Below are 14125 nucleotides of genomic sequence, written 5' to 3' on the forward strand. Positions count from 1 at the left end.
GCCTGTCAGCGCGCGCGCCACTCTCCCAACCGCCCCCGCAAGCGGGCCGCGCACTGGCTATGCAACTGGCTGACACGCGATTCGCTGACCCCCAGGACCTCACCGATTTCCTTGAGGTTCAGCTCTTCGTCGTAGTACAGCGCCAGCACCAGGCGCTCACGCTCCGGCAGATTGGCAATGGCGTCCGCCAATGCTCCCTGGAAACGCTCATCTTCCAGATCGCGCGACGGTTCCATATGCGCACTCGCGCCGTCCTCGTGCAGCCCTTCGTGTTCGCCGTCCTGTAACAGGTCGTCGAAACTGAACAGGCGGCTGCCCAAGGTATCGTTCAAAATCCCGTAATAATCGTCGAGACTCAATTGGAGTTCGGCCGCAACTTCATGATCTTTAGCGTCACGACCGGTTTTTGCTTCAATTGCGCGAATTGCGTCACTGACCATGCGCGTATTGCGGTGTACCGAACGCGGCGCCCAGTCCCCTTTACGCACCTCATCGAGCATCGCGCCACGGATACGGATACCCGCATACGTCTCGAAACTCGCGCCCTTGCTCGCGTCATATTTGGTCGACACTTCGAGCAGGCCGATCATGCCGGCCTGGATCAGGTCTTCAACCTGCACGCTGGCAGGCAGGCGCGCCAGCAGGTGATAGGCAATGCGCTTGACCAGGGGCGCATAGCGCTCGATCAATTCGCCCTGGCTGTCACGTGCCGACTTTTTGTAAAGGTTGTAGCCGCTTGATGTCATAGCACAGGTCCCGCGCTCGTCTGATGCACCAGTCGCTCGACGAAAAACTCCAGATGCCCCCGAGGGTTGGCAGGCAACGGCCAGGTATCGACCTTCTGGGCAATGGCCTTGAATGCCAGTGCGCACTTCGAACGAGGGAACGCTTCGTAGACCGCACGCTGCTTTTGCACGGCCTTGCGCACACACTCGTCGTAGGGAACGGCGCCGACGTATTGTAAAGCCACATCGAGGAAACGATCCGTGACCTTGGTCAACTTGGCGAACAGGTTGCGCCCTTCCTGCGGGCTCTGGGCCATGTTGGCCAGCACGCGAAAGCGGTTCATGCCGTAGTCACGGTTGAGCAGTTTGATCAGGGCGTAGGCATCGGTAATCGAGGTGGGCTCGTCGCACACCACCAGCAGTACTTCTTGCGCTGCGCGGACAAAGCTGACCACCGACTCGCCGATCCCGGCGGCGGTGTCGATCACCAGCACGTCAAGGTTGTCGCCGATATCGCTGAAGGCCTGGATCAGGCCGGCATGCTGCGCCGGACTCAAGTGCACCATGCTCTGGGTGCCGGAGGCGGCCGGCACGATGCGGATCCCACCGGGCCCCTGCAGCAGCACGTCGCGCAGCTCACAGCGGCCTTCGATCACATCGGCCAGCGTGTGTTTGGGGGTCAGCCCCAACAGAACGTCCACGTTGGCCAGGCCCAGGTCAGCATCCAGCAGCATGACGCGACGGCCAAGCTCTGCCAGGGCCAGGGACAAATTCACTGACACGTTAGTTTTGCCGACGCCACCTTTGCCGCCGGTCACCGCGATCACCTGTACGGGATGCATGCTGCCCATTTTATTTCTTTACCTTGTCTTGCTTAGACGCAGGCTACATGGCTTGGCCGCGTGTATCGCTTGCAGACCATCGATGTAGGTACATTTCACGGTGTTCATCCTGCCTCATCCCACCCGTTTTGCCGGGTTGTGATAAAGGTCGGCGAACATATCAGCCATCGCTTCCTCGCTAGGCTCGTCTTGCATTTGCACGCTGACAGCACGGCTGACCAACTGATGACGGCGCGGCAGATGCAAATCATCCGGAATCCGCGGCCCGTCGGTCAGGTAGGCGACCGGTAGTTCATGACTGATTGCCAGGCTCAGCACTTCGCCCAGGCTGGCGGTTTCATCCAGTTTGGTCAGGATACAACCGGCCAGGCCGCAGCGCTTATAGCTGTGGTAGGCAGCGGTAAGAACCTGTTTCTGGCTGGTGGTTGCAAGCACCAGGTAATTTTTCGACTTGATGCCACGCCCGGCCAGGCTTTCGAGCTGCATGCGCAGGGCCGGGTCGCTGGCTTGCAGGCCGGCGGTATCGATCAACACCACGCGCTTGCGCAGCAGCGGGTCGAGGGCGTTGGCCAGGGACTGGCCCGGGTCGACGTGGGTCACCGGCACATTGAGGATGCGGCCCAGGGTCTTGAGCTGTTCCTGGGCGCCGATGCGATAACTGTCCATGCTCACCAGCGCGATGTTCTGCGCGCCGTACTTGAGTACATAACGGGCGGCCAGCTTGGCCAGGGTGGTGGTCTTGCCCATGCCGGCAGGACCGACCATGGCGATCACCCCGCCCTCTTCCAGGGGTTCGATCTCCGGGGTGGCGATCATGCGCGCCAGGTGCGCCAGCAGCATGCGCCAGGCTTGGCGTGGTTCTTCGACTTCGGCAGTCAGCGCCAGCAGGTCACGGGACAACGGGCCGGACAGGCCGATGCGTTGCAGGCGACGCCACAGGTTGGCCTGCTGCGGCTTGCTGCCTTGCAGTTGCGTCCAGGCCAAAGAGCCGAGTTGCACTTCGAGCAGCTCGCGCAGGCCGTTGAGTTCAAAGCGCATCGAATCGAACACACGCTGATCGACTGCGGCGGCCGGGGCTGGCGCGGCGGGACGTGGCGGTTCGACGAACGTAGGTTCCACCAGCGGCTCGGAAGCGGTCAGCGGCAGGCCGGCGAACAACTGGCGATTGGTGGTGGCGTCGCTGTCGCCGCGCATGCTCAATTCGGCCTGGGCCGAGACGATGCGCGAAGCGGTCTTGCGCAGCTCGTCTTCAAGCTCCATGTTCGGCACGCGCGGGGCCAGGGCCTGGGGGGTGTAATCCAGGGCAGCCGTCAGCTCGACACCGCCGGCAATACGGCGGTTACCGATAATCGCGGCATCGGCGCCCAGCTCATCGCGGACCAACTTCATGGCCTGACGCATATCGGCGGCGAAAAAACGCTTTACTTGCATAACCCACTACCCTCAGCCGTTGGGCCCTACTGTCGCGACGATAGTCACTTGCTTATTGTCAGGAATTTCCTGGTAAGCCAACACGTGCAAATTCGGTACTGCCAGGCGTCCAAAGCGCGACAACATCGCGCGGACCGGACCGGCCACCAGCAGAATCACCGGCTGGCCCTGCATTTCCTGGCGCTGCGCGGCTTCGATCAACGAACGCTGCAGCTTTTCAGCCATGCTTGGCTCCAGCAAAACCCCTTCTTCCTGGCCTTGCCCTGCCTTCTGAATACTATTGAGCAATATCTGTTCCAACCTTGGCTCCAAGGTGATAACAGGCAGCTCAGACTCAACGCCTACAATACTTTGCACGATTGCGCGGGACAAACCGACGCGCACGGCGGCCACCAGCGCGGCAGTATCTTGACTCTTGGCGGCGTTGTTGGCGATGGCTTCGGCAATGCTGCGAATGTCGCGTACCGGCACTTGTTCGGCGAGCAAGGCTTGCAGCACCTTGAGCAACTGCGACAGCGACAGCACGCCCGGCACCAGCTCTTCGGCCAGTTTCGGCGAGGCCTTGGCCAGCAAACCCATCAATTGCTGGACTTCCTCGTGGCCGATCAGCTCGTGGGAGTGCTTGTAGAGAATCTGGTTGAGGTGGGTGGCGACCACGGTGCTGGCGTCGACCACGGTGTAACCCAGCGATTGCGCCTGGCTGCGCTGGCTGACTTCGATCCACACCGCCTCCAGGCCGAAAGCCGGATCTTTGGCGGTAATGCCGTTGAGCGTACCGAACACCTGCCCTGGGTTGATCGCAAGTTCGCGGTCGGGGTAGATCTCGGCTTCGGCCAGGATCACGCCCATCAGGGTCAGGCGATAGGCGCTGGGGGCCAGGTCGAGGTTGTCGCGGATATGCACGGTGGGCATCAGGAAGCCCAGGTCCTGGGACAGCTTCTTGCGCACACCCTTGATCCGCGCCAGCAGCTGGCCGCCCTGGTTGCGGTCCACCAGCGGAATCAGGCGGTAGCCGACTTCCAGGCCGATCATGTCGATCGGGGTCACGTCGTCCCAGCCCAACTCCTTGGTTTCCTGGGCGCGGGTCGGGGATGGCAGCAATTCCTGCTGGCGCGCAATTTCCTGCTGGGCCTGGACCTTGACTGCATTCTGCTTTTTCCAGAACAGATAGGCCGCGCCGCCGGCCATGGCCGCCATGCTCAGGAACGAAACGTGAGGCATGCCCGGCACGATGCCCATGACGGCCATGATGCCGGCGGCCACGGCCAGCGCCTTGGGCGAGGCGAACATCTGGCGGCTGATCTGCTTGCCCATGTCTTCGGAGCCCGAAGCACGGGTCACCATGATCGCTGCCGCTGTGGATAACAACAGTGATGGCAATTGCGCCACTAAACCGTCACCGATGGTCAGCAAGGCGTACACCTTGCCCGCATCGCCAAAGGTCATGCCGTGCTGGAAGATCCCCACGGCCATGCCGCCGATCAGGTTGATGAACAGGATCAACAGGCCGGCGATGGCGTCACCGCGCACGAATTTGCTGGCGCCGTCCATGGAGCCGTAGAACTCGGCCTCCTGGGCAACTTCAAGGCGCCGGGATTTTGCCTGGTTCTGGTCGATCAGGCCGGCGTTGAGGTCGGCGTCGATGGCCATCTGCTTACCGGGCATCGCATCCAGGGTAAAGCGTGCGCTCACCTCGGAAATCCGCCCGGCGCCCTTGGTCACCACCACGAAGTTGATGATCATCAGGATCGCGAACACCACGATACCCACCACGTAGTTGCCGCCGATCACCACCTCACCGAAGGCCTGGATCACCTTACCGGCGGCGGCGTGACCGTCCTGGCCGTGGAGCATCACCACGCGGGTGGACGCCACGTTCAGCGCCAGGCGCAACAGGGTCGCCACCAGCAGGATGGTGGGAAATACCGCGAAATCCAAAGGCCGCAGGGCGTACACACAGACCAGCAGCACCACCACCGACAGGGCGATGTTGAAGGTGAAGAACACGTCGAGCAGGAACGGCGGCATCGGCAACATCATCATTGCCAGCATCACCAGCAACAACAACGGCACACCCAGATTGCCCCGCGACAGGTCAGTCAGGGTGCCACGGGCCGTGCTGAGCATTTGAGAGCGATCTACCACCGGTATTCCTCGTGTCCTTGAAGCAAAGTTTTGACGCTGGGAGGCGTCCTGAAGGCGGTATTGCAAGAAGCCTTCCAACTTTTGCCCCACGGCCAGGATGACTCTGCAAACGACCGAATCTACTGGGTGTAATCAATGGGGATGTACCTGCTGTTACTGAGGAAATTTCCGACAAGGTTTTCGGGTTGCCCCTAGGAACCGGGCTCCCTAGTCTCCGTACACCGCTGCAAATGCAGTGGTCGGGCGTCGCGGCCCGGTTTACAACGGAGTAAAAGCACCATCTCCCTTTCAGTCGACGCTTTTTTATCGTCTACTGTGCGGCGCTATGGCGGCTGTGCGCGGGATACCTTCGGGTATGCCGGGTTGCTCCTTGACCGGTCCGCGAACCTGCGTACAGCTGCCACCCTCCATCGCGTCGCGGCGATCAGTGGCGGCTCCACTTTCGTAAGGAGCTTCACAATGATCAAACCCACCCCAAATCCCCCACCCAGCGTAATCCTCACCCTTATCGACGGCATCAGCACCGAAGACCTGCTGGTCAACCTCACCGAAAACCTGGCATCCGCCCACGCCCTGACCTGTGATTTCGCCTTTGACCTAGAGGGAACACAGCGAGAAGGTGCGCTGGGTATTGCGCAGTTGATTGAGATCGGCCGATTGCTGGCTGAGCGACTGCTGGATGACAGGGAGCCGTCATCCGCAGAAACACCGGGCAACCTCTGATCGTTCCCACGCTCTGCGTGGGAATGCAGCCAGGGACGCTCCGCGTCCCGACTTGAACCCTGCGCGACGGTGACGCAGAGCGTCACGGGAGGCATTCCCACGCGGGAGCGTGGGAACGATCTTCAAAAATCCTGGCCGGCCCAGAGGCCGCCATCGGGGGCAAGCCCCCTCCCACAGTTGGGAACGATCAACAACCCGATTCACCACAGTTGCCTGCCTGGATGGGCAACGCATAAATGCCCTCGGGCCGATGGACCATTTGAAACTTCAGATGCTTACCCTCCGACAGCGCCGTCCAGCGCCAATCCTTGTGATTGATGAACACGTGCTCTGCCCGGTCATCCAGCTCGATCAGCCAGTCGCCCCTGATCCAGTCATAGGATTTGACAGTCCCCATCGCCACTTTCAATACCGCTCTCCCTGCATCTCGTTTACTACCTGCGCGCAGTGCTGATGGGTAATGAAACCGTGGGAAAGCTTCGCCTGGCTACTGTCAAAGTTGACAGGTAGACGCGGGCCGATGGCGGATGATAGGCAGGTGATAGCGTGGATCATGCCTGCGAGGGCTTTTTGCGCCTGCGGGAGGGTCGTTGCCTGGGAGGCGTCTGTGGGGATTCAACGCTTTCAATGGTTGTCGACTGAACGGCAACCTCATTGCCATCGCGATCCAGAGCCTTGAAGCCAATGCCCTTGACCGCATCGCACCACCTGACCGTGCCCCTGTCCATCGCCGCCTCCCGAGCCGCGCATGGCTGCGTGGCTCATCGCTGTATCAAACAGTGAAGGCGGCGTATTGGCTACTGTCAAAGTTGACAGGTAATGGCCACCCTCCTGTAGGAGCGAGCTTGCTCGCGAAGGTGGGTAACGATAACGCGGGGAGTCAGGATAAACGCGGCGACGGTGAGTTTTTCGCGAGCAAGCTCGCGCCTACAGTGAGCCGCAGCGTTCAGGAGTCGCGACGCAAATCCGGCGGGATCGGCAGGTCCTTGAGCGGATCAGGCCGCTTGCCCTTGCCCGCCCGGTATTGGCGGATCTGGTAGACGTAGGCCAGCACCTGGGCCACCGCCAGGTACAACCCGGCCGGGATTTCCTGGTCCAGGTCGGTGGAATAGAAAATCGACCGCGCCAGTGCCGGGGATTCCAGCAGCAGGATGTCGTTGGCCACGGCGATTTCGCGGATTTTCAACGCGGTAAAGTCGCTGCCCTTGGCCAGCAACATCGGCGCGCCGCCCTTTTCCGGGTCGTACTTGAGGGCCACGGCATAGTGGGTCGGGTTGGTGATGATCACGTCGGCGTCGGGCACCGAGGCCATCATCTTGCGCTGGGACATTTCGCGCTGCAGTTGGCGGATGCGTTGCTTGACCTCCGGGCGCCCTTCCTGGTCCTTGTGTTCGTCGCGCACTTCCTGCTTGGTCATCAGCAGTTTCTTGTGGCTTTCCCACAACTGGATCGGCGCGTCCACCGCCGCGATGATGATCAACCCGGCGGACATCCACAACGCGCTCCAGCCCACCACTTGCAGGCTGTGGATGATCGCCGACTCCAGCGGTTCATGGGCGATGCGCAGCAGATCGTCGATGTCGGACGACAATACCGTCACCGCCACGAACAGAATCAGGATGAATTTGGCCAGCGCCTTGAGCAGTTCCACCAGGGCCTTGGTGGAAAACATGCGCTTGAGGCCGGCCGCCGGGTTCATGCGGCTGAACTTGGGCGCCATGCTGCTGGCAGCGAATAGCCAGCCGCCCAGGGCGACCGGGCCGATCAGCGCGGCCAGCAGCAACGTGATCAGAATCGGCTGCACCGCCAGCAGCGCGATCGTGCCCGAATGCAGCAGGTACTGGCCCATGGAGTCGGGGTTGAGCAACACCTCCCGGGGCAGAGTGAAGTTGTGCTTCATCAGCTCCAGCAAATCCAGCGCCAGGCCACCGCCGTAGATCAGCAAGGCACCGGCGCCGGCCATCATGGTCGCAACGGTATTGAGCTCTTTGGAGCGTGCGATCTCGCCCTTTTCCCTGGAGTCCTTTTTACGTTTCTCCGTGGGGTCTTCTGTCTTGTCCTGACCACTCTCGCTCTCGGCCATGGCTCAGCGCGCCCGTGCCAGGTCACGTAAGAACTGCAGGGCGTCGGTCGCCAGCGGTTGATACTGATTGAGAATGTCGGCCAGGCCGATCCAGAAAATCCCCATGCCCATCATTAGGGTCAAAGGGAAGCCGATCGAGAAAATGTTCAGTTGCGGCGCTGCGCGGGTCATCACGCCAAACGCGATGTTGACCACCAGCAGCGCGGTGATGGCCGGCAACACCAGCAGCAAGGACGCGCCCAGCACCCAGCCGAGGCGACCCACCAACTCCCAGAAATGGTTGACCACCAGCCCCGAGCCCACCGGCAAGGTGGTGAAGCTTTCGGTCAGCACCTCGAACGCCACCAAATGGCCGTTCATGGCCAGGAACAGCAAGGTCACCAACATGGTCAAAAATTGCCCGATCACCGCCGCCGATACACCGTTGGTGGGGTCGACCATGGACGCAAAGCCCATGCCCATCTGGACCGAGATGATTTGGCCGGCCACCACAAACGCCTGGAAGAACAGGCTCAGGGAAAAACCCAGCATGGCGCCGATCAGGATCTGTTCGGCAATCAGCAGCAGCGCACTGAGGTCGAGGGCGTTGACCGGCGGCATCGGCGGCAGGCCTGGCACGATCACGACCGTAATGGCCACCGCGAAATACAAGCGCACACGCCGTGGCACGAGGGTGGTGCCGAACACCGGCATGGCCATCAACATGGCCGTGACGCGAAACATCGGCAGGATGAACGAGGCCACCCAGGTACTGATCTGGGTGTCGGTCAGGGCCAATAAGGATTGCATCGGCTCAGCCGATCAACTGCGGAATACTGCCGTACAGCTGCAGGATGTATTCCATGAAGGTTTGCACCAGCCACGGGCCGGCGACGATCAGGGTGATCAGCATCACCAGCAGGCGCGGCAGGAAGCTCAGGGTCTGTTCGTTGATTTGGGTGGCGGCCTGGAACATCGCCACCAGCAGGCCGACCAGCAGGCTCGGCACCACCAGCACGGCGACCATCACGGTGGTCAGCCACAGTGCTTCACGGAACAGGTCGACGGCAACTTCTGGGGTCATGGCGCTATACCCCCCCGAAACTGCCGGCCAGGGTGCCGATAATCAGCGCCCAGCCGTCCACCAGCACAAACAGCATGATCTTGAACGGCAGCGAGATGATCAGCGGCGACAGCATCATCATGCCCATCGCCATCAGCACGCTCGCCACCACCAGGTCGATGATCAGGAACGGGATGAAGATCATGAAGCCGATCTGGAACGCGGTCTTCAATTCCGAGGTGACGAAGGCCGGCACCAGAATGGTCAGCGGCGCCTGGTCCGGGGTGGCAATGTCGGTACGCTTGGACAGGCGCATGAACAACTCGAGGTCACTAGAGCGGGTCTGCGACAGCATGAAGTCCTTGATCGGGCCCTGGGCCTTGTCGATCGCGTCCTGGGCCGTGAGCTTTTCCGCCAGGTAAGGCTGCAGGGCTTGCTGGTTCACCTTGTCAAAGACCGGCGCCATGATGAACAGGGTCAAAAACAGCGCCATGCCGGTGAGGATCTGGTTCGACGGCGTCTGCTGCAGGCCCAGGGCCTGACGCAGAATCGAGAACACGATGATGATCCGCGTAAAGCTGGTCATCAGCATGACGAACGCCGGGATAAAACTCAGCGCGGTCATGATCAGCAGGATCTGCAGGCTGACCGAGTATTCCTGCGCGCCGGCCGCATTGGTGCCCAGGGTAATCGCCGGGATCGACAACGGGTCGGCGCCCAGTGCCATCGGCGCGGCCAGCAACAGCATGAGCGTCAGGAACACGCGCATTACTTCTTATCCTTCTGGTCCTTGCCCAGCAATTCCATCAGGCGCTGGGCGAATTCTGGCGTGGCGGTCTCGCTGCTGGCCGCGTCCACCGGGGTCTTGAGTACGTGCAACGGGGTGATGCGCCCAGGGGTGATGCCGAGCAGGATCTGCTCCTCGCCCACCTGCACCAGCACCAATCGGTCCCGCGGGCCGAGGGCACGCGAGCCGACCAGTTCGATCACCTGGGCATTGCCCGGGCCGATGCGCTGCACGCGGCGCATCAGCCAGGCCAGCACGAAGATCAAGCCGATCACCAGCAACAGGCCGAGCAGCAACTGCGTCAACTGCCCGCCGACGCTGCCGACCACCGGTGCCGCCGCCGCTTGCGCCACCGGCTCGGCCGCCAGCGCGCTCAACGGCAGCGCCAGCCACAGTCCCGCCATCGAGTACTTCATTTCAGCGCAACTTCTTGATGCGTTCGCTCGGGCTGATCACGTCGGTCAGGCGAATGCCGAACTTCTCGTTGACCACCACCACCTCGCCATGGGCGATCAGCGTGCCGTTGACCAGCACGTCCAGCGGCTCGCCGGCCAGGCGGTCCAGCTCGATCACCGAGCCCTGGTTGAGCTGCAGCAGGTTGCGGATGTTGATTTCGGTGCTGCCCACTTCCATGGAAATCGACACTGGAATGTCCAGGATCACATCCAGGTTGGGACCGTCGAGGGTCACCGGGTCGTTGTTTTTCGGCACGCTGCCGAATTCTTCCATCGGCAGGCGCTTGCCGGCCGGTGCGGACGCGGCGTCGGCGGCCAGCAGCGCGTCGATGTCGTCCTGGCCGACATCGCCGGTTTCTTCCAGGGCCGCAGCCCACTCGTCAGCCAGGGCCTGGTCTTCGGCGGAAGTGTTTTCGTGTTCGGTAGCCATTACATGTCCTCGGCGTAGCAAAAATGAATGTTGATCAGCGGCGGTTGATCGGTTCGATCACTTGCAACGCCAGGTTGCCTTTGTGAGAGCCGAGCTTGACCTTGAACGACGGCACACCGTTGGCGCGCATGATCAGTTCTTCCGGCAATTCGACGGGGATCACGTCCCCCGGCTGCATGTGCAGAATGTCGCGCAGGCGTAGCTGGCGACGGGCCACAGTGGCGCTCAGGGGCACATCGACGTCCAACAGGTCTTCGCGCAGGGCCTTGACCCAGCGCTCGTCCTGGTCGTCGAGGTCGGACTGGAAACCGGCGTCGAGCATTTCGCGCACCGGCTCGATCATCGAGTACGGCATGGTCACGTGCAGGTCGCCGCCGCCGCCATCGAGTTCGATGTGGAAGGTGGACACCACAATGGCTTCGCTCGGCCCGACGATGTTGGCCATGGCCGGGTTCACTTCCGAGTTGATGTACTCGAAATTGACTTCCATGACCGCCTGCCACGCTTCCTTCAAGTCGATGAAAGCCTGCTCCAGCACCATGCGCACCACGCGCAGTTCGGTGGGCGTGAACTCACGGCCTTCGATCTTGGCGTGACGGCCGTCGCCGCCGAAGAAGTTGTCCACCAGCTTGAACACCAGCTTGGCGTCAAGGATAAACAGCGCGGTGCCGCGCAACGGCTTGATCTTGACCAGGTTGAGGCTGGTGGGCACGTACAGCGAGTGCACGTATTCACCAAACTTCATCACCTGCACGCCACCCACGGCGACGTCCGCCGAGCGGCGCAGCATGTTGAACATGCTGATGCGGGTGTAACGGGCGAAACGTTCGTTGATCATTTCCAGGGTCGGCATGCGTCCACGGACGATGCGATCCTGGCTGGTCAGGTCATAACTTTTGACACTGCCGGGCTCGGCAGCCATTTCGGTCTGCACCAGACCATCGTCCACGCCATGCAACAGCGCGTCGATTTCATCCTGGGACAGCAGGTCTTGCACGGCCATGTCGTGATCCTACTGCAATACGAAGTTAGTGAAGAGCGCCTGCTCTATCACGACTTTGCCGAGCTCTTTCTGGGCCACTTCCTGCACGCTGGCAGTGACCTTCTGGCGCAGCATTTCCTGGCCCACCGGGGTGGCCAGGCTGTCGAAGCTCTGGCCCGAGAACAGCATCACCAGGTTGTTGCGGATCACCGGCATGTGCACTTTGAGCGCGTCCAGGTCCGCCTGGTTGCGCGCCAGCAAGGTGATGCTCACCTGCAAGTAGCGTTGGCGACCGTTCTGATTGTAGTTGGCGACAAAGGCCGGCAGCATCGGTTCGAAGATTGCCGGTTGCTTGACGTTAGTGGCGGTTTCGGAGGCAGGCGCAGGTTTGCTTGCGTTGCTGTGCATGATGTACCAAGTGCCGCCAATCGAGGCGCCAATGGCCAGGAGCAGGCCCAGCACAATCAGCAGGATCAGCTTGAGCTTGCCTTTGCCTTTGCCTGCCGGGGGAGTTGCTGCGTCGTCGCTGTTCGCCATGCCAATAATCCGTCACTATTCGGGAATTCATAGATATACGGATAGGCAAGAGCAAGTGTTATGCCAGAGTTGTCTGGCACCAGGGCAACACAAATCAAATGTGGGAGGGGGCTTGCCGCCGATAGCAGTGTGTCAGTCAACAAATCTGTCGCTGATACACCGCAATCGGGGGCAAGCCCCCTCCCACACTTGGATCTCTATTTGACTTGGGTCAGGCGTAGTAGTCGACGGCGCTGGAGCCGATCACGGTCGAGGTCACGGGCTTGACCGCTTCAGCCACGTCAACGTGACTGCCGGTGTCAGCGCTATCACCTCGCCGGCCGCCACTGCTCACACCCCGCGCCTGGTTTTGCTGTTGCTGCTGCTCCTGCCCCCGGGACTGGTCGGACACGTTCACATCCACCTGCCCCATGCCCTGCTGGGCGAACATCTCGCGCAAGCGGCCGGACTGGCTTTCCAGCGCTTCACGCACCACGGCATGGCCACTCATGAAACTGACCTGGGCCTGCTGGTCGGGCGTCATGCTGACCTTGATATCCAGGCGCCCCAGTTCGGCCGGCTGCAATTGGATTTCGGCCGACTTGAGGCTCGCGCTGGAGAGGTACATCACGCGGTTGACCACTTCTTCGGTCCAGCCGCTCTGGTGCATGGCCAGCGGGGCGTTGATCACCGGTGGCAAGGCGTTGGCGGTTTTCGGCGTGGCGGCCTGGGTCAGCGCGGCCAGGCGGTTGGCGAAGTCATCCACGCGGGTGTCGCTGTCGGCACGCTTGAGGTCCTTGAGGCCGTCATCGATCAGTGCGCCAAAGGCCTTGTCGCCGCCGTTATGGGTGCTGTCCTTGGTGGCTTGTTGATCGACCATCGTGGCCAGGCCGGCGGCAAAATTCTGCGCGGCGGTCGGTTGATCCTGGACCGTGGCTGGCGCGGCTTTCTGGGTTGCCTGGCTGCCGGCCGACACATGACCGCCCTGCTCCATTGCCAGGCGCACGGCAGGCATCGCGTCCAGTGGGTCGGCTGCAGGGTCGAAGGCCGGCGGCTTGGCCTTATCGACCACGGCGGCGGCGGTCGCCACCGGTTGGGGCGTGTCATCCGCCACCGCTACCGCAGGTGCCGGCGTTTGCGGCGGGACAGCGCCGGGTGTGACCGTGACGATCAGGGCCGGATCGACCGGCGGCGTATCGGTCGGGGGCTGTTGCGCCAGGGACGGATCGGCGGGTGTGTCCTTGGCCGCTTTGTCGGCATCGGACGGCTTGGCAGGCAAGGGATTGCCGCTATCGGCAACCGCAGGCGTGCTGGCGGCAGGTGTCTTGTCGGCGGTTGCAGGCACCGATTTGCCCGGTGCGCTGTCGGTTTTCAGCGCCGGTTTGGCGCCCTGGTTGGCGAACACTTGAGAGAAGCCAGGGCCTTTGTCCCGTGGGTCCGCAGCCGCCACCGCAGGGGTGGCGGCAGGCGCTTGAGGCTTGGCCGCGGGGGCAGCCTGAAGGAGCGAATTGGGGGCGACTGGCATAGGTAAAGGTCTCCACTGCATGGGGGTCGGGGATGCAGTATCAGGAGATAGAGCAAGAGTCGGGCCAGGTTTGCAGCGAAGGCTCACGCACTGAAACGCTGGCGCTCCGATTCGTACATAGGCCTGACCAGCGCGAACTCATGATCAATCTGGTCAACCAATGCACCCAGATTCGAGGCAGGCTTGATGGACTCAAGCTCCAAGCGCTGACACAGGTGCGCCAACCGCACCGCGCCAAGGTTGCCACTGCTGCCCTTGAAGCTATGCGCTATGCGCCCCAGCGCCTTGGCGTCGTCGCGCGCGGTGCGCAAAGCCTCGACGCGCTTTTGCGAGTCATCGAGAAAGGTAGCGAGCAGCTTGGGGTACTCACCTTCCATGACCTCCTGCAGACCCGACAACACGTCCGGGTCCAGATGGATATCGACCACTTGTTCGCTCC

Annotated in this window: 16 protein-coding genes; 1 reads left to right on the forward strand and 15 read right to left on the reverse strand. The window is 61.8% G+C overall.

The window, feature by feature from the left end; translation table 11 throughout:
- Window positions 1-5: 5 nt before the first annotated feature.
- The 4 genes from fliA to flhA form a co-directional block, all read right to left on the reverse strand.
- Entirely contained in the window at window positions 6-746 is a 741-nt protein-coding gene (fliA, locus tag J1G34_RS11550) for an RNA polymerase sigma factor FliA (protein WP_065884564.1), read from the reverse strand.
- Window positions 743-1576 (reverse strand): flagellar synthesis regulator FleN, encoded by an 834-nt coding sequence (gene fleN, locus J1G34_RS11555; protein ID WP_003192912.1) that lies wholly within the window; start codon window positions 1574-1576, stop codon window positions 743-745. Before fleN ends, fliA begins: the two co-directional genes overlap by 4 nt.
- Window positions 1577-1681: 105 nt before the next feature.
- Window positions 1682-2998: a flagellar biosynthesis protein FlhF gene (gene flhF, locus J1G34_RS11560; protein ID WP_065884563.1), complete on the reverse strand. Its 1317-nt coding sequence runs from the start codon at window positions 2996-2998 to the stop codon at window positions 1682-1684.
- Window positions 2999-3010: 12 nt separating this feature from the next.
- Window positions 3011-5125, reverse strand: a complete 2115-nt coding sequence (gene flhA / locus J1G34_RS11565) for a flagellar biosynthesis protein FlhA (RefSeq protein ID WP_065884562.1) — start codon at window positions 5123-5125, stop codon at window positions 3011-3013.
- Window positions 5126-5602: 477 nt separating this feature from the next.
- Here flhA and J1G34_RS11570 point away from each other — a divergent pair, with 477 nt between their 5' ends.
- Entirely contained in the window at window positions 5603-5866 is a 264-nt protein-coding gene (locus J1G34_RS11570; RefSeq protein WP_065935500.1) for a DUF6124 family protein, read from the forward strand.
- Window positions 5867-6053: 187 nt separating this feature from the next.
- Here J1G34_RS11570 and J1G34_RS11575 read toward each other — a convergent pair whose 3' ends face one another.
- From J1G34_RS11575 to J1G34_RS11625, 11 genes are all read right to left on the reverse strand, one after another.
- Window positions 6054-6269, reverse strand: a complete 216-nt coding sequence (locus J1G34_RS11575; RefSeq protein WP_240995355.1) for a hypothetical protein — start codon at window positions 6267-6269, stop codon at window positions 6054-6056.
- A gap of 543 nt (window positions 6270-6812) precedes the next feature.
- Window positions 6813-7949, reverse strand: a complete 1137-nt coding sequence (gene flhB / locus J1G34_RS11580; protein WP_065884560.1) for a flagellar biosynthesis protein FlhB — start codon at window positions 7947-7949, stop codon at window positions 6813-6815.
- Between the two features lie 3 nt (window positions 7950-7952).
- Entirely contained in the window at window positions 7953-8738 is a 786-nt protein-coding gene (gene fliR, locus J1G34_RS11585; protein ID WP_222994078.1) for a flagellar biosynthetic protein FliR, read from the reverse strand.
- A 4-nt stretch (window positions 8739-8742) separates the two neighbouring features.
- Window positions 8743-9012 (reverse strand): flagellar biosynthesis protein FliQ, encoded by a 270-nt coding sequence (gene fliQ, locus J1G34_RS11590; RefSeq protein WP_027603863.1) that lies wholly within the window; start codon window positions 9010-9012, stop codon window positions 8743-8745.
- Window positions 9013-9016: 4 nt separating this feature from the next.
- Window positions 9017-9760 (reverse strand): flagellar type III secretion system pore protein FliP, encoded by a 744-nt coding sequence (gene fliP, locus J1G34_RS11595; protein WP_032895954.1) that lies wholly within the window; start codon window positions 9758-9760, stop codon window positions 9017-9019.
- Window positions 9760-10194 (reverse strand): flagellar biosynthetic protein FliO, encoded by a 435-nt coding sequence (gene fliO, locus J1G34_RS11600; RefSeq protein ID WP_065884558.1) that lies wholly within the window; start codon window positions 10192-10194, stop codon window positions 9760-9762. The genes fliP and fliO overlap by 1 nt, the downstream gene beginning before the upstream one ends.
- A 1-nt stretch (window position 10195) precedes the next feature.
- Window positions 10196-10663: a flagellar motor switch protein FliN gene (fliN, locus tag J1G34_RS11605; RefSeq protein WP_053257298.1), complete on the reverse strand. Its 468-nt coding sequence runs from the start codon at window positions 10661-10663 to the stop codon at window positions 10196-10198.
- A gap of 34 nt (window positions 10664-10697) precedes the next feature.
- Window positions 10698-11666 carry a flagellar motor switch protein FliM gene (fliM, locus tag J1G34_RS11610; RefSeq protein WP_065884557.1) on the reverse strand — a complete coding sequence of 323 codons (969 nt, stop codon included), beginning with the start codon at window positions 11664-11666 and terminating at the stop codon, window positions 10698-10700.
- A 9-nt stretch (window positions 11667-11675) separates the two neighbouring features.
- Complete coding sequence (fliL, locus tag J1G34_RS11615) at window positions 11676-12182, reverse strand: flagellar basal body-associated protein FliL (protein ID WP_222994081.1); 507 nt, start codon at window positions 12180-12182, stop codon at window positions 11676-11678.
- A 211-nt stretch (window positions 12183-12393) separates the two neighbouring features.
- Window positions 12394-13686, reverse strand: a complete 1293-nt coding sequence (locus tag J1G34_RS11620; protein ID WP_122482277.1) for a flagellar hook-length control protein FliK — start codon at window positions 13684-13686, stop codon at window positions 12394-12396.
- Between the two features lie 83 nt (window positions 13687-13769).
- Complete coding sequence (locus tag J1G34_RS11625) at window positions 13770-14114, reverse strand: Hpt domain-containing protein (protein ID WP_222994083.1); 345 nt, start codon at window positions 14112-14114, stop codon at window positions 13770-13772.
- Between the last annotated feature and the right edge of the window lie 11 nt (window positions 14115-14125).

The sequence above is a fragment of the Pseudomonas sp. Wu6 genome (assembly GCF_019891515.1).
GTDB classification, from domain to species: Bacteria; Pseudomonadota; Gammaproteobacteria; order Pseudomonadales; family Pseudomonadaceae; genus Aquipseudomonas; species Aquipseudomonas orientalis_A.